Raw genomic sequence first — 22,884 nt, 5'->3', positions numbered from 1 at the left:
GGGCTTGCATGACGCTGGCCGAGCCGACCAAGGACTCCCCACCGGTGGAGATGGTGTCGCTGACCATCGACGATGAGCAGGTCAGTGTGCCCAAGGGCACGCTGGTGATCCGCGCCGCCGAGTTGATGGGTGTCCAGATCCCCCGGTTCTGCGATCACCCACTGCTCGATCCGGTCGGTGCCTGCCGCCAGTGTCTGGTGGAAGTCGAGGGCCAACGCAAACCGATGGCTTCGTGCACCACCACGGTCAGCCCGGACATGGTGGTACGCACCCAGTTCAGCTCCGAGGCGGCCGACAAGGCCCAGCGCGGGGTGATGGAGCTGCTGCTGATCAATCATCCGCTGGACTGCCCGATCTGCGACAAAGGCGGCGAGTGCCCGTTACAGAACCAGGCGATGTCCAACGGGCGTCCGGAAACCCGGTTCGACGACGTCAAGCGGACGTTCCCGAAACCGATCAGCATCTCCGCGCAGGTACTGCTGGACCGCGAACGCTGCGTGCTGTGTGCACGGTGCACCCGGTTCTCCGCCCAGATCGCCGGCGATCCGTTCATCGACCTGCTGGAACGTGGCGCGCTGCAACAGGTCGGCATCGCTCCCGACGAGCCGTTCCAGTCGTACTTCTCCGGCAACACCGTCCAGATCTGTCCGGTGGGAGCACTCACCGGGACGGCCTACCGATTCCGGGCTCGGCCGTTCGACCTGGTGTCCAGCCCCAGTGTCTGTGAGCACTGCGCGTCGGGGTGCGCTCAACGTACCGACCACCGTCGCGGAAAAGTCTTGCGCCGCTTGGCCGGTGACGATCCCGAAGTCAACGAGGAATGGAATTGCGACAAGGGCCGGTGGGCCTTCACGTACGCCAGAGTCGGTGACCGGATCGCCACGCCGTTGATCCGTGACGACGGTGTGCTGCGTCCGGCCTCGTGGTCGGAGGCGCTGGCCGTGGCCGGGGCGGGTCTTCTGGCGGCCGGCTCGAACACCGGCGTGCTGGTGGGCGGTCGGTGCACTGTGCAGGATGCCTACGCGTACTCGAAGTTCGCCCGAATGGTCCTGAACACCAATGACATCGACTTCCGCGCCCGCCCACACTCCGGTGAGGAGGCCGAATTCCTCGCGGCCCGCGTAGCCGGCCAACCGATGACGCTGCGGTACGCCGAACTCGAATCGGCGCCGACGGTGCTGCTGGCCGGATTCGAACCCGAAGAGGAATCACCGATTGTCTTTCTCCGGCTGCGCAAGGCCGCCCGCAAGAACGGCCTCCAGATACTCGCGGTCGCTCCGTTCGCCAGTCGGGGGCTGACCAAGTTGGCCGGCACGCTGATCCCCACGGTTCCCGGCGCCGAAGCCGCCGCGCTGGACGCACTCGGCGACGATGCCCGGCTGCAGCAACCCGGTGCGGTGATCCTGGTCGGTGAACGGTTGGCCACCTCACCCGGTGCGTTGTCGGCCGCATCGCGGCTGGCCGCGGCCACCGGCGCCCGGATCGCCTGGATTCCCCGCCGCGCCGGTGAACGCGGGGCTCTGGAAGCCGGAGCACTGCCGAACCTGCTGCCCGGCGGGCGGCCCGTCGACAACGCCGACGCCCGGAATCAGGCGGCGGCGGTGTGGAACACCGACAATCTGCCCGCCACCGCCGGCCGCGACACCAATGCCATCGTGGCTGCCGCAGCCGGCGGTCAACTCTCGGCACTCCTGGTCGGCGGCGTGGAGGTCACCGACCTGCCCGACCCGGCCGCCGCGCTGGAGGCGCTGCGAGCCACCCCGTTCGTGGTGAGCCTGGAGTTGCGCGAAAGCGAGGTCACCGCGCTGGCCGATGTGGTGTTCCCGGTGGCCCCGGTGGTGGAGAAAGGCGGCGCCTACCTCAACTGGGAAGGCCGGTTTCGCCCGTTCACGCCGGCACTGCAAACCAACGCCATCCCCGACCTGCGGGTACTGAATTACCTGGCCGATGAGATCGGCATCGACCTGGGGCTGGCCGGTCCAGAGGCCGCCGACCGTGAGCTGGCGCAGCTCGGTGTGTGGACCGGAGCCCGGCCCGCCGGGCCCTCGGTGCGACCAGAGCCGCTTGCCACGCCCCGTGCCGGACAGGCCGTTCTGGCCAGTTGGCGGCTACTGCTGGACGCCGGTCGGCTGCAGGACGGCGAACCGCATCTGGCCGGCACGGCGGTCAGCCCGGTGGTCCGGCTCTCGGCACACACAGCATCCGAAATCGGTGTGGGCCCTGATGATTCGGTGACCGTCAGTACCGATCGCGGATCGGTCACCTTACCCGTCGTGATGACCGAGATGCCCGACCGGGTGGTGTGGCTACCCACCAACTCCCCCGGATCGGCGATCCATCGCCAGCTCGGGGTAACCCCGGGGGCCGTGGTTTCGATCGGTCCGGTTTCGATCGGTCCGGTTTCGATCGGTCCGGTTTCGATCGGCCCGGCATCGATCGGGCAGGGCGCGTCATGACCTACCCCGACCCCACCCTGTTCGGCCACGACCCGTGGTGGCTGATCCTGGGCAAGGCGCTCGGGGTCTTCGTCTTCCTGCTGCTGACCGTGCTCGCCGCGATCCTGATCGAACGGAAAATCCTGGGTCGCATGCAGAGGCGGCCGGGGCCCAACCGGGTCGGACCGTGGGGTCTGCTGCAGTCGCTGGCCGACGGTGTGAAACTCGCCCTCAAAGAAGGCCTCACCCCGGCCGGCATCGACAAGCCCATCTACCTGCTGGCACCGGTAATCGCGGTGATCCCGGCGTTCATGGCCTTCGCGGTGATCCCCATGGGCGGCGAGGTATCGGTGTTCGGCCACCGCACCGCACTGCAATTGACCGACCTTCCGGTCGCGGTGCTCTACATCCTGGCCGTCACCTCGATCGGGGTGTACGGGATCGTGTTGGCCGGCTGGGCCTCCGGGTCGACGTACCCGCTGCTGGGCGGACTTCGGTCCAGCGCGCAGGTGATCTCCTACGAGATCGCGATGGCCTTGTCGTTCGCAGCGGTGTTCCTCTACGCCGGCACCATGTCCACCTCGGGCATCGTCGCGGCCCAGGACCGAACCTGGTATGTGTTCCTGCTGTTGCCGTCCTTCCTGGTGTACGTGACCTCGATGGTTGGCGAAACCAACCGGGCGCCTTTCGATCTGCCCGAGGCCGAAGGTGAGTTGGTCGGTGGCTTCCACACCGAGTACTCGTCGTTGAAGTTCGCGATGTTCATGCTTGCCGAGTACGTCAACATGACCACGGTGTCCGCTCTGGCCACCACCATGTTCCTCGGTGGCTGGCATGCCCCCTTCCCGTTCAACCTGATCGACGGGGCCAACAGCGGTTGGTGGCCGTTGCTGTGGTTCGTCGCCAAGGTGTGGACGTTCATGTTCGGATACTTCTGGCTGCGCGCCACACTGCCGCGGCTGCGCTACGACCAGTTCATGGCGCTGGGCTGGAAGGTGCTGATCCCGGTATCGCTGGTCTGGATCATGGTTGTCGCGGTCACCCACAGCCTGCGCGAACACGGCTACCACAACTGGGCCACCGGTCTGGTGACCACCGCGGTCGTGGTGGTGGCCGTCCTGGCCGCCGGGCTGTGGAAAACGCTGCGGGGCAGGACCACAGAGCCGATACCCGAGCCGAGCGCCGGCGCCTATCCGGTGCCGCCGCTGCCCGACGCTGCAAAGGAGGCTGTCGATGCCTAAGTTCCTCGACGCCCTGGCCGGATTCGCCGTCACCTTCGGCTCGATGTTCAAAAAGCCGCTGACCGAAGAGTATCCAGAGAAACCGGGACCCGTCGCACCGCGCTACCACGGACGACATCAACTCAACCGCTACCCCGACGGCCTCGAAAAATGCATCGGCTGCGAATTGTGCGCCTGGGCCTGCCCGGCCGATGCCATCTACGTCGAAGGCGCCGACAACACCGACGACGAACGCTTCTCACCGGGCGAGCGCTACGGCCAGGTGTATCAGATCAACTACCTGCGCTGCATCGGCTGCGGGCTGTGCATCGAAGCCTGTCCGACGCGCGCGCTGACCATGACCAACCAATACGAGATGGCTGACGACAACCGCTCAGATCTGATCTGGGGGAAGGACAAACTGCTGGCGCCACTGCAACCCGGGATGCAACCGCCGCCCCACGACATGGCCCCGGGCAGCACCGACGACGACTACTACCTCGGCCGGATCAAACCGCTCACCCAGGACGCTCCGTGACCCCGGACGTCCTACTGGCCGCGGAGCACATCACGCGGCTCGTCGAGGGCGGCGCGGCCCGGACGTCGACGTCGGAGGCCGTGCTGTTCTGGATCCTCGGCACCGTCGCCGTACTCGGCGCCATCGGCGTGGTGGCCGCGCCGAAAGCGGTGTACTCGGCGGTGTTTCTGGCCTGCACCATGATCTCACTGGCCGTCCTCTACATCGCCCAGGACGCCCTGTTCCTCGGGGTGGTGCAGGTGGTGGTCTACACCGGCGCGGTGATGATGCTGTTCCTGTTCGTGCTGATGCTCATCGGCGTCGACCTGACCGAATCGTTCACGGAAACCATACGGGGGCAACGCCTTGCGGCCTTGGCGGTGGGTGTCGGCTTCGGCATCCTGTTGATCGCCGGGATAGGCAACGTGTCGGTCGCCGGTTTCACCGGTCTGGCCGAGGCCAACAGCGGCGGCAACGTGGAAGGTCTCGCCGCGCTGATCTTCACCCGCTACCTGTGGGCCTTCGAATTGACGAGCACCCTGCTGATCACCGCAGCGTTGGGCGCGATGGTGCTGGCCCACCGGGAACGCTTCGAGCGCCGCAAGACCCAGCGGGAACTGGCCGTGGAACGGTTCCAGGATGGTGGGCACCCGACACCGTTGCCCAATCCCGGTGTATACGCCCGGCACAACGCCGTCGATGTTCCGGCCCGACTGCCCGACGGCTCCGATGCGGTGTTGTCGGTCAGCGCCATACTTCCACAGCGCACGATCGGCAAGTCGAGGAACGGGGAGGGGTGATGTAGTGAATCCGGACAACTATCTGTATCTGTCGGCCCTGTTGTTCACGATCGGGGCGGCCGGAGTGCTGTTGCGGCGCAACGCGATCGTCATGTTCATGTGCGTCGAGCTCATGCTCAACGCCGCCAACCTGGCCTTCGTGGCGTTCTCCCGCATGCACGGTCAACTCGACGGTCAGGTGGTGGCGTTTTTCACGATGGTGGTCGCCGCCTGTGAGGTGGTGGTGGGTCTGGCCATCATCATGACCATCTTCCGTACCCGCCGCTCGGCCTCGGTCGACGATGCCAGCCTGCTGAAGCACTAAGGGCACTATGACGCTGACTGAATGGCTCCCGGTGTGGCTCGTGATCGTCCTGCCCGCCGCCGGCGCAGCGATACTGCTGCTCAGTGGCAGGCGTTCCGACCGGTGGGGACATCTGCTCGGTTGCGCCACGGCACTCGCCGCATTCGCCGTCGGAGCCGTGTTGTTCGTCGAGATGTTGGGCCGCGACAGTGAGCACCGTGTGATCTCCGAGGATTTGTTCTCCTGGGTTCCCGTCGCCGGTCTGCAGGTGGATTTCGGCCTGCAATTGGACCAGTTGTCGGTGTGCTTCGTGCTGCTGATCACCGGGGTCGGCTCGCTGATCCACATCTACTCGATCGGCTATATGGCGCACGACGTTGACCGCAGACGGTTTTTCGCCTATCTCAACCTGTTTCTCGCCGCCATGCTGCTTCTGGTCCTCGCCGACAACTATCTGGGCCTGTACGCCGGCTGGGAAGGCGTAGGCCTGGCGTCGTACCTGCTGATCGGATTCTGGTCCCACAAGCCGTCGGCGGCCACCGCCGCCAAGAAGGCATTCGTCGTCAACCGCGTCGGCGACATGGGCCTGGCCATCGCGCTGATGATCATGTTCGCCACCGTCGGGTCGATCTCGTTCGACGGAGTGTTCAGCGCGGCACCGGTATTGAGCGAAGGCTCGCTCACCGCGATCGGTCTACTGCTGCTGTTGGGGGCATGCGGCAAGTCGGCCCAGGTGCCGTTGCAGTCCTGGTTGGGCGACGCGATGGAGGGCCCGACGCCGGTGTCCGCGCTGATTCACGCTGCCACCATGGTCACCGCCGGCGTCTATCTGATCGTGCGGTCCGGGCCGATCTTCGATCTCGCCCCGGCCGCGCAGACCGGCGTGGTGATCGTCGGCGCGGTGACGTTGCTGTTCGGTGCGATCATCGGCTGCGCCAAAGACGACATCAAGAAAGCCCTTGCCGCCTCGACCATGTCGCAGATCGGCTACATGGTCCTCGCGGCGGGTCTGGGCCCCGCCGGCTACGCGTTCGCGATCATGCATCTGCTGACCCACGGCTTCTTCAAGGCCGGCCTGTTCCTCGGCGCCGGATCGGTGATGCACGCCATGGACGACGAGGTGAACATGCGTCGCTACGGCGGGTTGCGCAAGGTCCTGCCGATCACGTTCGCCACGTTCGGGCTCGGCTACCTGGCGATCATCGGGGTGCCGCCGCTGGCCGGCTTCTTCTCGAAAGACAGCATCATCGAGGCGGCGCTGGGAGCCGGCGGAGCGCGCGGGGTGATCCTGGGCGGGGCGGCGATCCTGGGCGCGGGAATCACCGCGTTCTACATGACCCGGGTGATGCTGATGACGTTCTTCGGCGAAAAGCGTTGGGCTGAAAGCACTCATCCGCATGAGGCGCCGGCCGTGATGACCTGGCCGATGATCCTGCTCGCCGTGGGCTCGGTGGTCTCCGGCGGTGCGCTGGCGATCGGCGGCACGTTGTCGCACTGGCTCGAGCCGGTGGTCGGCGTCCACGAGGCACACCACGCGATCCCGGCGTGGGTGGTCACCGTGGTGGTGCTGGCGGTCGTCGCCGTCGGGATCGCGGTGGCCTACCGCATGTATGCGCGGCGGCCGGTCCCGGCTGACGTGCCCGAGGGGTCGACACTCACAGTGGCGGCCCGACGGGACCTCTACGGTGACGCGTTCAACGAGGCGGTGTTCATGCGAGGTGGCCAGACCCTCACCGCAACCCTGGTCGCCGTCGACGACAAGGTTGTCGACGGTACCGCCGGCGGACTCGCCGCCCTGGTGAGCCGAATCTCCGTCGGCCTGCGTCAGGTCCAGTCCGGCTTCGCCCGGTCCTACGCCCTGTCGATGCTGGGTGGGGCGGCCCTGGTGGTGGCGGCGATCCTGGCGGTGGGACTGTGGTGAACACATTCCCGTGGCTGACGGCGTTGTGGGTGGTTCCGGTGGTCGGGGCCGCCGTCGTGATGCTGCTGCCGGCCGGGCAGCGGACAGCGGCGAAATGGCTGGCGTTGGTGGTCTCACTGGCAGCGCTGGGCTTGGCCGGGATGATCGCCGTCGGGTTCGATCCCGGCGGGGAGCAGTACCAGTTTGTCGAATCCCACCGCTGGATACCATCTTTCGGAACCGGCTATATTCTCGGGGTCGACGGGATCGCGTTGGCCCTGGTTGTCCTCACCGCGGTCCTGCTGCCGCTGCTGATCATCGCCGGCTGGAACGATGGTGAACACCAGACCGGTCTCGGTGGGCGTGGCGTGCAGGCGTATCTCGCGCTCATACTGGCTGTCGAGGGCATGGTGTTCATGTCGCTGGTGGCGCTCGACATTCTGCTGTTCTACGTATTCTTCGAGGCCATGCTCATCCCGATGTACTTCTTGATCGGGGGATTTGGAGGACACCGCGCTCTCGCCTCCAAAGCGGCGGTGAAGTTTTTGCTGTACAACCTGTTCGGCGGTTTGATCATGCTCGCCGCGGTGATCGGGTTGTACGTGGTCACCGCGGGCAGCGATGCCTTCACTTCCGGAACCTTCGACTTCCGCGCGATCGTCGCAGCGGTGTCGTCCGGTGAGCTGTCGATCAACCCTGCGGTGGCGAACTGTCTGTTCCTCGGGTTCATGTTCGCGTTCGCGGTCAAGGCCCCGCTGTGGCCGTTTCACCGGTGGCTACCCGACGCTGCGGTGCAGGCCACTCCGGCCAGTGCCGTGCTGATGATGGCTGTCATGGACAAGGTCGGCACGTTCGGCATGCTGCGCTACTGCCTTCCCCTGTTCCCTGACGCGTCCACGTACTTCCGTCCGCTGGTGGTCACCCTCGCGGTGATCGGGATCGTCTACGGCGCCGTCCTGGCCATCGGGCAGACCGACGTGATGCGCTTGATCGCCTACACCTCGATATCGCACTTCGGCTTCATCATCCTGGGCATCTTCGTGATGACCAGCCAAGGGCAGTCCGGCTCGACGCTGTATATGGTCAACCACGGCCTCTCCACCGCCGCGCTGTTCCTCGTCGCCGGGTTCCTGGTGTCACGACGTGGTTCCCGACTGATCGACGCCTACGGCGGGGTGCAGAAGATTGCCCCGGTGCTGGCGGGCACCTTCCTGGTGGCCGGGCTGGCGACATTGTCGCTGCCGGGCCTGGCGCCGTTCATCAGTGAATTCCTGGTCCTCATCGGCACATTCACGCGGTACCCGGTGATCGCGGTCTTCGCAGCCACCGCCTTGGTGTTGTCCGCGGTGTACATCCTGTGGATGTACCAACGGATGATGACCGGCCCGGTACCCGACGGCCTTGCCGGCGGTGAGCACAAGGTGCGCGATCTGATGCCACGGGAATTGGTCGTCGTCGCACCACTGATCGTGCTACTGCTCGTGCTGGGGATCTATCCCAAGCCGGCCTTGGACGTGATCAACCCAGCGGTCCAGCACACCCTGGTGACCATCGGTCAGACCGATCCGCCACCGACGGTGATGCCGAAGCTGGCAGAGGGGGTCCGCTGAGATGGTCACGCCCAGCATCGAGTACAGCCTGCTCTCCCCCATGTTGATCGTGTTCGGGGTGGCGGTCGCGGGAGTGTTGATCGAAGCGTTTCTCCCGCGGTCCGCGCGTTACCGCGTACAGGTGACGCTGGCACTGGGCGGGTTGGTTGCCGCCGTGGTGGCGGTCGTGCTGCTGGCCCGCGACCTTCACGGCACCCCGGGAAGACCCGCAGTGCTCGGCGCGGTGGTTCTCGACGCCCCGACCCTGTTCCTGCAGGGCACCATCGCCCTGATCGGCATATTGGGCATCCTGCTCATCGCTGAACGTCAAACACACCCCGAAACCGATGGCGAGGCACGCGGTTTGGACGGTTTCACCGCGCAGGCCTCGGCGGTGCCCGGAAGTGTCGCCGAAAAGGTGGCCACCACGACCGGTGCGATGCAGACCGAGGTCTTCCCGCTGACCATGTTCGCCATCGGCGGCATGCTGTTGTTCGGTGCAGCCGATGATCTGCTGACCATGTTCGTCGCGCTCGAGGTGCTCTCGCTGCCGCTGTATCTGCTGTGCGGGTTGGCCCGTCGCCGACGGCTGCTGTCCCAGGAGGCGTCGCTCAAATACTTTCTGTTGGGCGCATTCTCGTCAGGTTTCTTCATCTACGGTGCGGCCATGCTGTACGGCTATGCCGGCACCCTGAACCTGAACGGAATTGCCGGCGCCGTGGCGACCCGCGCGCCCAACACTCCGCTGGCTCTGATCGGAATCGCCCTGCTCCTCGTCGGGGTACTGTTCAAAGTCGGTGCGGTGCCCTTCCATTCGTGGATCCCCGACGTATACCAGGGCGCGCCGACCTCGATCACCGCGTTCATGGCCGCCGGCACCAAGATCGCCGCATTCGGTGCCATGCTGCGCCTGTTCTACGTCGCGGTGCCGCAGCTGCGCGACGACTGGCGGCCGGTGCTGTGGGCGATCGCGATCCTGACCATGGTGGTCGGAACCATCACCGCCGTCACCCAGACCGATGTCAAACGGATGCTGGCCTATTCTGCGGTCGCCCACACCGGGTTCATCCTGACCGGCGTGATCGCCGCCAACTCCGCCGGGGTGTCCTCGACACTGTTCTATCTGTTCGCCTACGGATTCAGCACCGTCGGCGCGTTCGCGGTCGTCGGGCTGGTGCGCGACGCTGCCGGTGACGAGGCGACGTCGATGGCCCAGTGGGCCGGCCTCGGCCGCCGGTATCCGCTTGTCGGCGTGGTGTTTTCGCTGTTCCTGTTGGCCTTCGCGGGAATTCCGCTGACCAGTGGCTTCGTCGGCAAGTTCGCGGTGTTCAAAGCCGCGGGTGAGGGCGGCGCGATCCCGCTGGTCATCGTGGGTGTCATCGCCAGCGCCGTGGCGGCCTACTTCTATGTGCGGGTAATCGTGCTGATGTTCTTCACCGATTCCCCCGCCGATCCGCCCGAGGTCGTCATCCCCAGCGGGCTCACGACCGCCGTCGTGACGGTCACCGCCGCGGTCACGTTCCTCCTCGGCGCCCTGCCCCAGCCGCTGCTGGATCTGGCCAACCACGCGGAAGCGTTCCTGCGCTGACCGCTCCATCTCCGGGCGTAGCGCTAGATTCGAACCATGACGACCGTCCGCACCGACGACCATGGCCCCACCCGGGTCATCACCCTCGATCGCCCGCAATCACGGAACGCGCTGGGCCGAGAGCTGATCGAAGACCTCCACGGTGCACTGGTGGCTGCGGACGTCGACGACACGGTGCGGGCCATCGTGTTGACCGGGACCGACCCCGCATTCTGCGCCGGCGTCGACCTCAAGGAAGCCCAAACTCTGGGCATGGACTATTTCGAGAAGTTCCGGTCGCACAACTGCATCACCAAGACCGGCGAGCTGAAGACGCCGATCATCGGGGCGATCAACGGTCCCACGTTCACCGGTGGCCTCGAAATGGCGCTGGGTTGTGACTTTTTGATCGCCTCGGAGCGGGCGGTGTTCGCCGACACCCACGCTCGGGTGGGCATCCTGCCCGGTGGCGGCATGACTGCGCGGCTGCCCCAGGTGGTCGGCGCCGCCATGGCGCGTCGGCTCTCGATGACCGGGGAGGTTGTCGACGCGGCACGCGCCGAACGGCTGGGACTGGTCACCGAGGTGGTGGCCCACGAGCAACTGCTGGAGCGCGCACTGGAGTTGGCCGGGCAGATCGTCGAGGTGCCGGGGCCGATCATGGCCGGACTCAAGGAGATCTACACGCGGGGCACCGAGCCTCTGATCGGTCCGGCATTGGCCGCCGAACAAGCCATCGCCGGGGCGCAGGGACGTGATTTCGACGGTCTGGGCGATCGCTATCGGGCCGTGGCTCAACGCAACCGAGGCCAGCTCGACGGGTAGCCCAGGTGGTGTCACCGGGGCGGTCGCGCGGTGGAGATAAACAGGTAGTCGACTACTCACAGCAACAGGTGGTCGGGGCCGTAGCGTCGAGCGCATGGCTGACTGGTCCCCCACGCAACCACTTCCAGCGCACTGGTCGACGCCCATTGTCGGTTTCGACAGTTCGGGCCGGGTCCGCGTGGCCTATGCTCAGCTGCTGTCGCTCAATCCGGTGTCGACCCGGGTGGCCATCGCCGAGCGGAAGAACGGTACGTGGGTAGACGTCTTCGAGAAAAAGTCTGTCCCAGGAGACATTCCGGTCGACATCACGTTCGGTGCGGGCGCAGACGGCAGCGCAGCCGCCTGCTTCACAACGGTTACCAGCACCGACCCCGCAACCTACCAATGGCGTCACTACGCCACCTACGCGCCGGCCGCGACCCGGAAATGGGAGGCGCCCAAAGAGATCGTGCCGGCCAGCGCGCCGAGCCAATTCGTCCGCCAGCGTCGGGTGAAGGTGGCCGACAACGGTATCGCCGTGGTGATCGCAGACCAGTTCGACGGCCAGGCAGGATCGCTCGTCATCACCGTCCACCCGGCCAACGCCGGATGGACCACACCCCAAAAGCTCACGCCGAGCGCGGGTCTCAACGGTGGCGCGGTCCTCGATGTCGACGGGCTCGGAAACCCCACCGTCGCATGGATACATCGCTACCAGGCGTCACCGCAGCGGTCATCGATCCGCGTCTGCACAGCGAGCGCCACGGGGACGGCACCACCGGCCGTCGCCCTGACACCCGAGAACGGAACCGATGCCGGCGGCGTGCGCCTGGATGTGAACTACCTCGGTGCCGCCGTCCTCGGGGTGTACATCGGCGGGCAAGCGCACGTCACCACGCGCGACACCAGTAGCGGAGCTTGGCAACCGTTCACCCCGCTGTTCAATTCGTCGACCGCAGCGACGAGTTCATGCCTCGACGTCGGCATCACCTTCAGCGGTATGAACTACGCACTGGTGCGCCGACAAGGCCCGAATACCTCAGGAAACAGCGCCGTGTGCGCAACACGCAGCGGCTATCCGGGTGTCTGGCCGACGCCGACACCGATATCCCCGCTTGGCACCGAATCTTTCGAAGGCCATATCGCCATCCGCAAAGGACCGGCCGGCAGCGAGGAAGCCGTGTTGGTTTACACCGGTGCCGTCGGATTCGGCGGCGGCGATCCGGGCCTCGGTCTCTTCCAGGCCAGCCACTGGCCGGTCTATTCCAGCCGTCCCTGGCCCGCCGTGGACCTGGCCCCCCAGGGGCCGGCCCACAGCATTGACCAGGTGGGTGCCGCCCGCGAGGGCACCGTCGTGGTCATCGAGACGATCCGCGACGAATTGACCGCGCGCAGCTATGTCACCGCGTTCGATGCCGGCGCACCCGAGATCATCGAGGCGGCGGTACCGGGGACCGTGACGACGAATCAGGTTGTCCAGCTTCGCAGCAAGATCACCGACACCTGGTCGCCGATGGCCGAAGTCGCGTGGGATTTCGGGGACGGGACACCTGTCGGCACGGGTCCGACCGTGACCCATGGCTGGGCGGCCCCCGGTCCCTACACCGTGACCCTGACCGGTGCAGACCGCCAGAACAACACGGTGACCAAGACTTTCGCCGTCACCGTGACGGCCGGGCCGTGACTCCGATCATCGAGCGGGTTCGATGATCGTCATCCCGGCTGCGGTAGGTGCGTCCATGGCCGCCATCGCAGCGCCCGCCTCCTCCAGGCTCACCCGCTGAGCCACCAACAGCTCTGGTTGCAGCGTGCCGGATGCCAGCAGGGCCAGCATCGCCGGGTAGTCGACGGCGGGCATACCGTGTGATCCGAAAATGGTGAGCTCCCAGGCGATGACGCGATCCATCGGGAACGCGGTCTGCGCCGCGCCGCCGAGCAGCAGACCGACCTGAATGTGTCGCCCGCGGCGGCGCAGCGCAGTGACCGACGCGGCCGCCACCGCCGGATGACCGAGCGCGTCGATGCCGATATGCGCGCCACCGTCGGTACGCTCCACGATTTCGCGTGCCACGTCGGCTTTTTCGCTGTTGACCAGTTCGTCGGCGCCCAGACGACGGGCAGATTCCAACGCCTGGTCGTTGACGTCGACGGCGACGACCTTGGCGCCGAACGCTTTCGCGATCATCACGGCCGACAGACCCACCCCGCCACATCCCTGCACGGCGACCCACTGGCCGGGCTGCACCCCGCCATGTGTCACCACGGCACGAAACGACGTGGCAAACCGGCAGCCCAGCGACGCCGCCGCGACGAAGGAGACGGCGTCGGGCAACCGCACCAGGTTCGTCTGGGCCCGCGGCACCGCCACCAATTGTGCGAACGACCCGGGCAGGGTGAAACCCGGCTGCAATTGGTCGGGGCACACCTTCGCGTCGCCGGCCCGACAGAATTCGCACCGCCCACAACCGAGAACGAAGGGCGCGGTCACCCGATCGCCCACCTGCCAACCGGTGATCGCGGAACCGACCGCGGCGATGGTCCCGGCGAATTCGTGTCCGGGGATGATCGGCAACTCCACGGGGTCATGCCCGCGCCAGGCATGCCAATCCGACCGGCACAGGCCGCTGGCCGCGACCGCGACCACCACACCGTCGTCCGGGCATTCCGGAGTGTCCACATCGACCACTTCGGGAAGGGCACCGACCTCCGAATACATCACCGCACGCACAGGTGCGATGGTAGGCGTACTCCGAGGAACTCAGCGATGCCGCTGCAGACGAAACGCCACCGTTCGCGCGCCGAATCCCGCCAGAGCCGGCGTCGACATCTGCACCTGCCGGCGGGCCTGCTCGAGGACGGGGGTGTCCGGATCGAGCACCGAGAGGTAAACCTCGTGCGCAGAAAGAGATTTCACCGCCAGGTCGGTGTAATCGTCGACCACCTCGCAATGCGTCGGGTCTGGACCGTTTTCGAACAGCCAAGCCGGCGGCTCGGAAACGCTGTCGTAGGCCGCGGCCACGGCGTGCGCGAACTCGATGTGATCGCGTTGGTTGGGCGCTCCGGGCGCCCATTGGGGACCGCTGTAGAGCGTGACGACGACGTCGGGGCGCAGCTTGGTGAGGGTTTCGGCGATCTTGGCCTGCAGTTCGGCGGTATTGCGAATATCGCTGTCCGGGAAGTCCCAGAACTCCACGTCATCGACGCCGACGATGGCCGCTGACCGTCGCTGCTCACCTTCTCGCAGCGGTCCGGCCTCTTCAGGCGGCATCCCGGCGATACCGGCCTCCCCCCGGGAGGCGAGCGCGTAATGGACGGACTTGCCGGCCGCGGTCCACTTCGCGACGGCCGCGCCCACCCCGTACTCGGGGTCGTCGGGGTGCGCGACGAGAACCAGCGCTTTATGCCAGTCCGTGGGGAACGGTTGCACGTCTTCCGCAGTCATCTCACCAGTGTCGAACCCCGACTACGGTTCGTGTCAACTGTTCGAGCGAGTCGAATCCCAGGCCGGGCGGTGGGCGGCACCCGGATGGTCGGGGGCCAGGAACGGTCCCGCGCCGCCGAGCCGCTCGCGCAGCGTCACCGGTGCGCGATGGTCAGGCACCCGGCCACGTCGACGCAACTCGGGCACGACGTGGCGAGCGAAGTCGACGAAGGTACCCGGCGTGGTGACATAGGCCAGATTGAACCCGTCCACGCCGGCCTCCTCGACCCAACGTTCGAGTTCGTCGGCGACCTCGGTCGGCGAGCCCACCACCACCGGGCCACGACCGCCGAGACCAACCTCGTCGGCCAGCTCTCCCGGCGTCCAGTCCCGGCCCGAGGTGGTAAACGATGCCAGCGCGGAGCGATTGGCCTCGGTCTGGACGTATCGCAACGGCTCGTCGGGCCCGAGCTCGGCCAGGTCCACGCCCGTCCATCCGCCGAACAACGCCAGGGCACCCTCCGCGCTGACATACCGGCGGTAGTCGTGCAGTTTCGCCACAGCCAGGTCATGAGTTTCGGCGACGATCGGGGTGAGCATCGTAAACACCTTGATGGCCTGCGGATCTCGCCCGAGTGCGGCGGCCGCGGTGCGCAGCGCCTTGACCGGTTTGGCGACGATCTCCGGCGTCGGCCCGGACACGAACACCGCCTCGGCATGAGCGGCCGCGAACCGGACCCCGCGAGGTGAGGCACCCGCCTGGAACAGCACCGGGGTGCGCTGCGGCGACGGTTCGCACAGGAAGGGCCCCGGGACGCTGAAATAGCGGCCCTTGTGTTCGATGTCGTGAACTTTCGCCGGATCGGTGAACACGCCACGCTCGCGGTCGCGGACCACGGCATCGGCTTCCCACGAGGCTTCCCAGAGTTTGTAGCAGACTTCGAGGTATTCCTCGGCGATCTCGTAGCGTTCGTCGTGTGGGATCTGCGCATCCAATCCCAGATTTCGGGCCGCACTGTCGAGATAGGACGTGACGATGTTCCACGCGACCCGGCCGCCGGTCAGATGATCGAGCGTGGAGAACCGGCGCGCCAGCGCATACGGCTGCTCGTAGGTCAACGACACCGTGACACCGAAGCCGAGGTGCTCGGTGACCGCGGCCATGGCCGACACCGCCAGCGTCGGATCGTTGACGGGTACCTGCGCGGCATCGGCCACCGCGGCGTCACGCGAACCGCCGTACACGTCGTAGACCCCGAGCACGTCGGCGAGGAACAGCGCGTCGAAACCGCCGGCCTCAAGGGTGCGGGCCAGATCGGTCCAGTACGCGAGTTCGCGATAGCGGTAGCCCTGATCCTCGGGATGGCGCCACAGACCAGCCGACTGATGTCCGACGCAGGCCATATCGAAGGCGTTGAGGTAGATCCTGGTCATCGCCGGTCCCCGAGTTCGTCCAGATGTGTTTCTCGGGCGAAATAGGCCGCCGCAGCGGTGATTGCGGTCAGCACCACGAAGTATCCGACGATCCACCACGGACTGCCCCCACCGGCCACCAGCAGCGCCGCCGCGATCAACGGTGCGAAACCTCCCGACAGCACGGCACCGATCTGATAGCCCAGGGAAGCCCCGCTGTAGCGCACCCGGGTGTCGAACAGTTCGCCGAACCAGGCTGCCTGGGGTCCATACATGGCGTCGTGAGCGATGTTGATGCCGAACACGATCGACAGCACGATGGCGATGTGTGATCCGGTACCGGCTGCCACGAAGAACAGGATCAGGGCCAGTACTCCGGCAATCGCACCGAACAAATACGGTGGCCGTCTACCGATCCGATCGGACAGCATCGCCCACGCCGGAGTGCTGATCAGTCCCAGCGCCGAGGCGATCAGGACCGCGGTCAAGCCGACCTGTCCACCGGCATCTGACGAATCCTGCAGGTACGTCAACGAATACGTGGTGAGCAGAACGAACAATGCGATCTGCGAGAACCGCAGTCCGGTGGTGATCACCACATTGCGCGGCTGGGAACGCAGTACCTCCAGCACCGGCAGCCGCGCCGTTTCACCGCGCTCTCGGACCTGAGTGAACACTGCGGCGTCGGAGAGCCTGAGCCGGATCACCAGGCCGACTACGACGAGAACAGCACTGAGCAGAAACGGGATTCGCCAGCCGTAGGCCAAGAAGGCTTCCGGTCCCGTGACGGTTCTCGTCACGTAGAAGACGCCCGTGGACAGCAACATGCCTGCCGGTGAACCTAACTGGGTGAAGCTGCCGAACAGGCCGCGTCGCCCCACCGGAGCGTGCTCCACCGACAGCAATGCGGCACCGCCCCATTCGGCACCGACCGCCAGACCCTGCAGTAATCGCAAGGTGACCAGCAGTACGGGCGCAAGCAGGCCCAGCTGGGCGTAGGTGGGCAGGAGCCCGATCGCGAACGTGCTCAGACCCATTCCCACCAGCGCGGCGACCAAGACCGTCTTGCGGCCCAGTCGATCTCCGTAATGGCCGGAGATCAGTGCCCCCAACGGCCGGGCGCCGAAGCCTGCGGCGTAGGTGGCGAAGGAGGCCAGCGTGCCCGCCGTCGACGAGATGTTCGGGAAGAACAGCGGTTTGAACACCAGGGCCGCGGCCGTGGCATACAGATAGAAGTCATACCACTCGATCGTGGTACCGACCGCACTGCCGAGCGCGACGGTGCGCGCAGACGGGGTGGTTGCTGAACGTGGGGCGGTGACAGTCACGTGGCGACAGGCTATGCACACCCCTGATCACGCGAAAGATTTCTCTTCACGCTGACGCAAACACGCGTCGGGTCAACGAGTGACGGTGACCCCGTGCACCACGATCGCGGCGGTCTGTGCCACCCACTCGTCGTCGAGTTCACTGTCCGGCCACAACAACATTCGCAGCATCGTCGAGCCGCCGATGAGCTCGACCAACCGGTCCGGGTCGACGTCGGCCTGGACTTCACCGCGTTCGATGCCGTCGACGATGCGGGAACGGACGGTCACGAACATCTCGGCGAAACGCGACATCACCCGGGCGTTGAGTTCGGCATCGGCGGCGACATCGGCGACCAGCCCCGGAAGCGCCGCGCGCACCACCGGGCTGGTGAAGACGTCTCGCGCCGCACCGATCATCGCCCGGACGTCGGCGGCGATGTCGCCGGCCGGCGCGGTCAACGCCGTCGCAGCGGCGGGAAACACCGCCTCGTGCACCAGTTCAGCTTTGCTGGACCACCGGCGGTACAACGCGGTTTTGGTGGTCTCCGCGCGTTCGGCGACCGCTGCCATGGTCAGATTCGCGTAACCGATTTCAACGAGCAGCTCCGCGGTGGCCTGCAATATGGCAGCGTCGATACGCGGGTCGCGGGGACGTCCGGCTCCGGCGGTCTTGCCAACCGGTGATGGCTCTGCTTTCATAACGCTACTAACAGTATCGTAATTGTGGCGATGAGGAACAGTTCCATGGCAAACGAGTCGGCCGTAGAGGCGTCCGTCGAGAACGTCGATCACCTGCAACGCTCCAGCCGTGATGTCACGGCTCTGCCGGCGGTGCTGTCGACGTGGCTGTCCACCCTGCTGCCGGGTGGCGTCAACCCCGAGATCACGGTGGAAAGCGGGGTCGATTCCAACGGCATGTCCTCGGAGACAATCATGCTCACCGGCCGCTGGGAACAACACGGTGAACCGCAGGAGCAGAAGTGGGTGGCCCGCGTCGCACCCACCGCCGACGACGTTCCGGTGTTCTCCTCCTACCGGCTGGATCACCAGTTCGAGGTGATGCGCCAGGTCGGCGAACTCACCGACGTACCCGTGCCCCGCGTGCGCTGGATCGACACTGCGGGTGAGGTGCTCGGCACGCCGTTCTTCCTGATGGATCGCGTCGACGGCCAGGTCCCACCGGACGTCATGCCGTACACGTTCGGCGGCAACTGGTTCGCCGACGCCCCGGCCGAACGCCGGCGCGAGTTGCAGGACAGCACCGTGGCCGTGCTGGCCAAGCTGCACGCGATTCCCGATGCCGCAGAACGTTTCGCCTTCCTGGCCGAGGCCGATCCCCCGGGTGACAGCCCTCTGCGCCGTCACTTCGGCTGGCTCAAGGACTGGTACGAGTTCTCGGTGCCCGACATCGGACGCTCACCTCTGGTGGAGCGGGCGTTGCAATGGCTCGAGGATCACTTCCCCGAAGAGGTCGCGGCCTCGGACACCGTGCTGTCGTGGGGCGATTCCCGCATCGGCAACGTGCTGTACGACGACTTCCGCCCGGCTGCCGTACTCGACTGGGAGATGGCCACTCTCGGCCCCCGCGAACTCGATGTCGCGTGGATGATTTTTGCGCACATGGTGTTCGAGGAACTGTCGGGATTGGCCGGCTTGCCCGGGCTGCCCGACGTGATGCGCGAAGAGGATGTCCGCGCCACCTATACCGAACTGACCGGTGCGCAACTGGGTGATCTGCGGTGGTTCTACATCTACTCCGGGGTGATCTGGTGTTGCGTGTTCATGCGCACCGGCGCGCGGCGCGTGCATTTCGGCGAGATCGAAAAACCCGAGGACGTCGAGACGATGTTCTACCACGCGTCGTTGCTGCGACGCCTTCTTGAGGAGGCATGATGCTCGGACCGATGGACGAATATCCGGTACATCAAGTCCCCCAGCCGATCGCCTGGCCGGGGTCATCGGACCGGAATTTCTATGACCGCTCGTATTTCAACGCTCACGATCGCACCGGCGACATCTTCGTCATCACCGGCCTGGGTTACTACCCGAACCTGGGCGTGAAGGACGCGTTCTTCCTGGTCCGCCGCGGCGATGAGCAGACCGCCGTGCACCTGTCCGACGCGATCGACCAGGACCGCCTCAACCAACATGTGCTGGGCTACCGCGTCGAGGTCGTCGAACCGCTGCACACGATCCGTATCGTGCTCGACGAAACCGACGGTGTCGCTGCCGATCTGACCTGGAACGGGCTGTTCGAGGTCGTGCAGGAGCAGCCGCATCTGATGCGTCAGGGCAACCGCGTCACCCTCGATGCGCAGCGCTTTGCCCAACTCGGCTCCTGGAGCGGCCATCTGGAGATCGACGGCCAACGCATCGACGTCGACCCGCAAACCTGGATCGGCTCCCGCGACCGGTCCTGGGGCATCCGTCCGATCGGCGAGGCCGAACCGGCCGGACGCCCGGCAGATCCACCGTTCGAGGGGATGTGGTGGCTGTACGTGCCGATGGCATTCGACGACTTCGCGGTCGTGCTGATCATCCAGGAGGACCCCAGCGGCTTCCGTTCGCTCAACGACTGCACGCGCATCTTCAAGGACGGCCGCGTCGAGCAGCTCGGCTGGCCCCGGGTCAAGATCCACTACCGATCGGGCACCCGCATCCCGACCGGGGCCACCATCGAAGCCACTGCATTGGATGGCACGCCCCTGCGGTTCGACGTGGAGTCCAAACTGCCCGTACCGATTCACGTCGGTGGCGGCTACGGCGGTGACATCGACTGGATCCACGGAGTGTGGAGGGGCGAGAAGTTCACCGAACGACGCACCTATGACATGACCGATCCGGCGGTCATCGGCCGGGCGGGATTCGGCGTGATCGATCACGTCGGCCGGGCGGTGTGCACGGAAGGCAATGCCGCGCCCGTCGAAGGCTGGGGCCTGTTCGAGCATGGCGCGCTCGGCCGACACGACCCGTCGGGTTTCGCCGACTGGCTCACCGTCGCGCCCTGAGCGTCACCTGGCCCTCGTACGTCACGCCCCGTCTCCCCCGGGCCGAGCCCGCCACGCCACCTGGCCCTCCATTGTCACGCCAGAGTGGCTGTCAACGGCGACAGCCACTCTGGTGTGACAATGCGGCGTCAGCCCGGGCCGGCCGGCCACTCTGGCGTGACGCTCGGGCTTGAGCGCCACTCTGGCGTGACAAAGGCGCCACAAGGAAGGCAAGCGAAATCACGCCGCCCATAACAATGCCGCCGCGCCGGCCACCTCGACCAGGCAGTAGAACCAGTTGGGATAGAACGACGTTCGTTCGTCGAACACTGCCGAGACGCCGCGACCGAACGCCATTCCGACCAACGCGGCGCCGACGGTGAGCAGGATTCCGGTGCGCACCTCCCCTGGCGTCACGGCGGCGTAGGCCAGCACCGCAGCGATGGCCAGACCGAAACCGCCGTACACGCCACGGACTTCCGCGCGGGCGGCAGCAGTTCTCACGTCGTAGTCGAAGGGACGCAGTATCGCCCGCGGAGCGGCCAGCGCATAGACACCCATGCCGAGGAAGAACACCCCGACCACGACGATTACTGCGATGACCACGGTAGCCTCCTGCTCAATTGGTGAGGAGGTCAGCATGCACACTGAAACCATGCCCGCGCTTCCACAAACCTGCTGCCCGACGGTGTGGCTGTGGCCCGGGCAGGCGCTCTATGCCGGTCCAGGCTTGGGCCTGGAGCCGCACTCCGGCTCGGTGTGGTGCCTGGTCGTCGCCGTCGACGAACCGCTGAGGGTGACGCTGCCGGACGCCGTCGTCGTTGCGCGCAGTGTGCTGATTCCACCGCGACTCACCCACCATCTGTCGGTGAAGGGTGCCATGGTCTCGGTCTATCTCGACCCGAGTTCGCAGCGCAGTGCATCATGCCGGCAGCAGTTCACCGACTTCCGACACGCCATCGGCATCAGCCACGCTGCCGAGGCCGCGCTGAACACGATGCCGGCCGATGACGAGGCTGCCCGGCATTGGCTGGATGTGGCTGCTCCGGACACCCCTCATCGGATCGATGCCCGGATAGCTCTGGCGGCCAAGCAGATTCGCGAAGATCCGACGACGGCGGTACCGGCACGCGAGCTGGCCGCCGCGGCCGGACTGTCTGAATCACGGTTTCTGCATCTGTTCCGCCGCGAGGCCGGTACCAGCCTGCGCCGCTACCGGATCTGGAGCCGGCTCATTTCGGCGGGCAGCGCCGTGGCGGCCGGTCAGAACTTGACCACGGCCGCCGTCGATTCCGGGTTCGCCAGCCCCTCACATCTGGCCGACTGCTTCAAGACCACATTCGGATTGTCGGCCACACAGTTGTTGACGACGGGGCTGCGCATCCGCATACCGTGACGAGCGTGCGCAAAGTGTTGGCGAAATGCGGCGCGGCGGGCAGCAGACACGCACGCTCGCGAGGCGAGTGGTCTCAGACCACGTAGGAGACCACCAGTACGAAAGTTGAAAACAGCAGCATGCCCATGCAATTGATCCAGAATTCCTGTTTGAGAAACCGGGCGCGGTAGTGCGCATAGCAGGCGCACAGGAAATACACGACAATTCCCACATTGGCCGAGAACGCCACTCCCGGATATTTGAGACCGGCAATCAATCCCACGCCGGCAAGAAGTTTGACCACGATCAGCGCCCACCACCAGTCGCGCGGGAGTCCCACACCATCGAGGCAGCCTTGGATGAACCGCGGCGGTTTGAGCGAGATCAGCGCGTCACCGAGGATCACAATCGCCAGAATCGCGGTGAGCCACCACCAGTGCGGTGTGTCGATCACGATCATTCTCCTTGTCGGGTTGGTGCGAGGACGCACTCGATGACATCGCGCAGTTGGTCGGGCACCGATCGGTTTTCCAATGCCTGGTTGTTGCCGCTGAGCACAATGCCCAGGTACGCGAAATAGATCGTGCGAGCGCTCCGTGCGGCACCGGGTTCGCCGAGGCCGACCTGCAGGAGAGCCGATTCGATTTCGCCCACCAGAATTTCTGCCAGATCGCCGAAGATGCTCGAAGTGTGACCTCCGCGCACAATGATCGACGCATACCGGCGCGAGAGCGCTGGATCTTCTGCGAAGTAGGCCAGGAAGGGGTCGAACAGTTTTGCAATCGCCCTCGGCGCATTCGCGTGAGAGGGCTTTCGCGCGAGACCTTTTCGGTTGGCATGCACCGCCGCGATCCGGTCGTCGAACACCGCCACCAACAAGCCGTCTTTGTCCCCGACGCTCATCACGGTCCCGCTGCTCACCCCGGCATCGGCTGCGATCTGGCGAACGGTCGTCGACTCGAAGCCTTGCTCGCGGAACAGCTTTTCAGCCGTCGCCAATACCTTGCGCTGGGTTGCGCCTCGCTGTTCAGCCCTTGACTGAACATGTTCAGTGAACATGTTCAGTGAACATGTTCAGGAGACTGCCACCTCGTCGGCCGCGGTGTCAAGGCTGAGCTCGGCCGAACGGCGGCGCGGCGAGCGTGCGCAAAGTGTTGGCGAAATGCGGCGTGGCGGGCAGCAGACACGCACGCTAATGATTCCTATCAGCGTTTTGTTGTTGGGTTCGTGGGACTTGCTGCGAGATGCTGGTCGATGAGCCGC

At 65.9% G+C, this 22,884-nt stretch carries 21 protein-coding genes; 13 read left to right on the top strand and 8 right to left on the bottom strand.

Going from position 1 to position 22,884, the window contains the following annotated elements; genetic code table 11:
* The first annotated feature begins 8 nt into the window (after positions 1-8).
* The 10 genes from A5740_RS01285 (at position 9) to A5740_RS01240 (ending at position 12,799) form a co-directional block, all read left to right on the top strand.
* Complete coding sequence (locus A5740_RS01285) at positions 9-2,456, top strand: NADH-quinone oxidoreductase subunit G (RefSeq protein ID WP_083653897.1); 2,448 nt, start codon at positions 9-11, stop codon at positions 2,454-2,456.
* The gene (nuoH, locus tag A5740_RS01280) at positions 2,453-3,676 is read left to right on the top strand and encodes an NADH-quinone oxidoreductase subunit NuoH (RefSeq protein WP_076190841.1); all 1,224 of its coding nucleotides are present in this window, start codon (positions 2,453-2,455) and stop codon (positions 3,674-3,676) included. Before A5740_RS01285 ends, nuoH begins: the two co-directional genes overlap by 4 nt.
* Entirely contained in the window at positions 3,669-4,193 is a 525-nt protein-coding gene (nuoI, locus tag A5740_RS01275) for an NADH-quinone oxidoreductase subunit NuoI (protein ID WP_076190839.1), read from the top strand. The genes nuoH and nuoI overlap by 8 nt, the downstream gene beginning before the upstream one ends.
* A gap of 29 nt (positions 4,194-4,222) precedes the next feature.
* Positions 4,223-4,972, top strand: a complete 750-nt coding sequence (locus A5740_RS01270; RefSeq protein WP_076191208.1) for an NADH-quinone oxidoreductase subunit J — start codon at positions 4,223-4,225, stop codon at positions 4,970-4,972.
* A 4-nt stretch (positions 4,973-4,976) separates the two neighbouring features.
* Positions 4,977-5,276, top strand: a complete 300-nt coding sequence (gene nuoK / locus A5740_RS01265) for an NADH-quinone oxidoreductase subunit NuoK (RefSeq protein ID WP_067769387.1) — start codon at positions 4,977-4,979, stop codon at positions 5,274-5,276.
* 7 nt (positions 5,277-5,283) lie between these two features.
* Positions 5,284-7,176, top strand: coding sequence for an NADH-quinone oxidoreductase subunit L (nuoL, locus tag A5740_RS01260; protein WP_076190837.1), 1,893 nt, complete (start codon positions 5,284-5,286; stop codon positions 7,174-7,176).
* Complete coding sequence (locus A5740_RS01255; RefSeq protein ID WP_076190835.1) at positions 7,170-8,765, top strand: NADH-quinone oxidoreductase subunit M; 1,596 nt, start codon at positions 7,170-7,172, stop codon at positions 8,763-8,765. The genes nuoL and A5740_RS01255 overlap by 7 nt, the downstream gene beginning before the upstream one ends.
* Before the next feature lies 1 nt (position 8,766).
* Positions 8,767-10,332: an NADH-quinone oxidoreductase subunit NuoN gene (gene nuoN, locus A5740_RS01250; protein WP_076190833.1), complete on the top strand. Its 1,566-nt coding sequence runs from the start codon at positions 8,767-8,769 to the stop codon at positions 10,330-10,332.
* A 36-nt stretch (positions 10,333-10,368) separates the two neighbouring features.
* The gene (locus A5740_RS01245; RefSeq protein ID WP_076190831.1) at positions 10,369-11,136 is read left to right on the top strand and encodes an enoyl-CoA hydratase; all 768 of its coding nucleotides are present in this window, start codon (positions 10,369-10,371) and stop codon (positions 11,134-11,136) included.
* 94 nt (positions 11,137-11,230) lie between these two features.
* Entirely contained in the window at positions 11,231-12,799 is a 1,569-nt protein-coding gene (locus tag A5740_RS01240; RefSeq protein ID WP_083653896.1) for a PKD domain-containing protein, read from the top strand.
* Between the two features lie 6 nt (positions 12,800-12,805).
* On the opposite strand, the gene A5740_RS01235 is transcribed toward A5740_RS01240, so the two are convergent.
* The 5 genes from A5740_RS01235 to A5740_RS01215 all read right to left on the bottom strand — a co-directional run bounded on the left by A5740_RS01235 (position 12,806) and on the right by A5740_RS01215 (position 17,958).
* Complete coding sequence (locus A5740_RS01235) at positions 12,806-13,843, bottom strand: zinc-dependent alcohol dehydrogenase family protein (protein WP_076190828.1); 1,038 nt, start codon at positions 13,841-13,843, stop codon at positions 12,806-12,808.
* A gap of 30 nt (positions 13,844-13,873) precedes the next feature.
* Positions 13,874-14,557, bottom strand: coding sequence for a PIG-L deacetylase family protein (locus tag A5740_RS01230; protein WP_067776799.1), 684 nt, complete (start codon positions 14,555-14,557; stop codon positions 13,874-13,876).
* A gap of 33 nt (positions 14,558-14,590) precedes the next feature.
* Positions 14,591-15,970 (bottom strand): LLM class flavin-dependent oxidoreductase, encoded by a 1,380-nt coding sequence (locus A5740_RS01225; RefSeq protein WP_076190826.1) that lies wholly within the window; start codon positions 15,968-15,970, stop codon positions 14,591-14,593.
* A complete protein-coding gene (locus A5740_RS01220) occupies positions 15,967-17,277 on the bottom strand; it encodes an MFS transporter (protein ID WP_067776804.1) in 1,311 nt (436 codons plus the stop codon). Before A5740_RS01220 ends, A5740_RS01225 begins: the two co-directional genes overlap by 4 nt.
* A gap of 72 nt (positions 17,278-17,349) precedes the next feature.
* Positions 17,350-17,958 (bottom strand): TetR/AcrR family transcriptional regulator, encoded by a 609-nt coding sequence (locus tag A5740_RS01215; RefSeq protein ID WP_076190824.1) that lies wholly within the window; start codon positions 17,956-17,958, stop codon positions 17,350-17,352.
* A gap of 45 nt (positions 17,959-18,003) precedes the next feature.
* Here A5740_RS01215 and A5740_RS01210 point away from each other — a divergent pair, with 45 nt between their 5' ends.
* Together A5740_RS01210 and A5740_RS01205 are read left to right on the top strand one after the other, a co-directional pair.
* Entirely contained in the window at positions 18,004-19,152 is a 1,149-nt protein-coding gene (locus tag A5740_RS01210) for a phosphotransferase family protein (protein ID WP_067776810.1), read from the top strand.
* The gene (locus tag A5740_RS01205) at positions 19,152-20,267 is read left to right on the top strand and encodes a hypothetical protein (protein WP_076191207.1); all 1,116 of its coding nucleotides are present in this window, start codon (positions 19,152-19,154) and stop codon (positions 20,265-20,267) included. The genes A5740_RS01210 and A5740_RS01205 overlap by 1 nt, the downstream gene beginning before the upstream one ends.
* Positions 20,268-20,486: 219 nt before the next feature.
* On the opposite strand, the gene A5740_RS01200 is transcribed toward A5740_RS01205, so the two are convergent.
* The gene (locus A5740_RS01200) at positions 20,487-20,888 is read right to left on the bottom strand and encodes a DUF4345 family protein (protein ID WP_083653895.1); all 402 of its coding nucleotides are present in this window, start codon (positions 20,886-20,888) and stop codon (positions 20,487-20,489) included.
* On the opposite strand from A5740_RS01200, the gene A5740_RS01195 reads away from it, so the two are divergent.
* Positions 20,887-21,642 carry an AraC family transcriptional regulator gene (locus A5740_RS01195; RefSeq protein ID WP_076190822.1) on the top strand — a complete coding sequence of 252 codons (756 nt, stop codon included), beginning with the start codon at positions 20,887-20,889 and terminating at the stop codon, positions 21,640-21,642. The two genes, A5740_RS01200 and A5740_RS01195, sit on opposite strands and share 2 nt — an antisense overlap.
* Positions 21,643-21,715: 73 nt before the next feature.
* On the opposite strand, the gene A5740_RS01190 is transcribed toward A5740_RS01195, so the two are convergent.
* On the bottom strand, positions 21,716-22,081 hold the full coding sequence (locus A5740_RS01190) for a DoxX family protein (RefSeq protein ID WP_076190820.1): 366 nt from the start codon (positions 22,079-22,081) through the stop codon (positions 21,716-21,718).
* The gene (locus A5740_RS01185; protein WP_076190818.1) at positions 22,078-22,680 is read right to left on the bottom strand and encodes a TetR/AcrR family transcriptional regulator; all 603 of its coding nucleotides are present in this window, start codon (positions 22,678-22,680) and stop codon (positions 22,078-22,080) included. The genes A5740_RS01190 and A5740_RS01185 overlap by 4 nt, the downstream gene beginning before the upstream one ends.
* Positions 22,681-22,884 lie beyond the last annotated feature (204 nt).

The sequence above is a fragment of the Mycobacterium sp. GA-1841 genome (genome assembly GCF_001954135.1).
GTDB lineage: Bacteria > Actinomycetota > Actinomycetes > Mycobacteriales > Mycobacteriaceae > Mycobacterium.
Note: the sequence above shows the minus strand (reverse complement) of the source record. Positions and strands in the feature narration are given on the sequence as shown.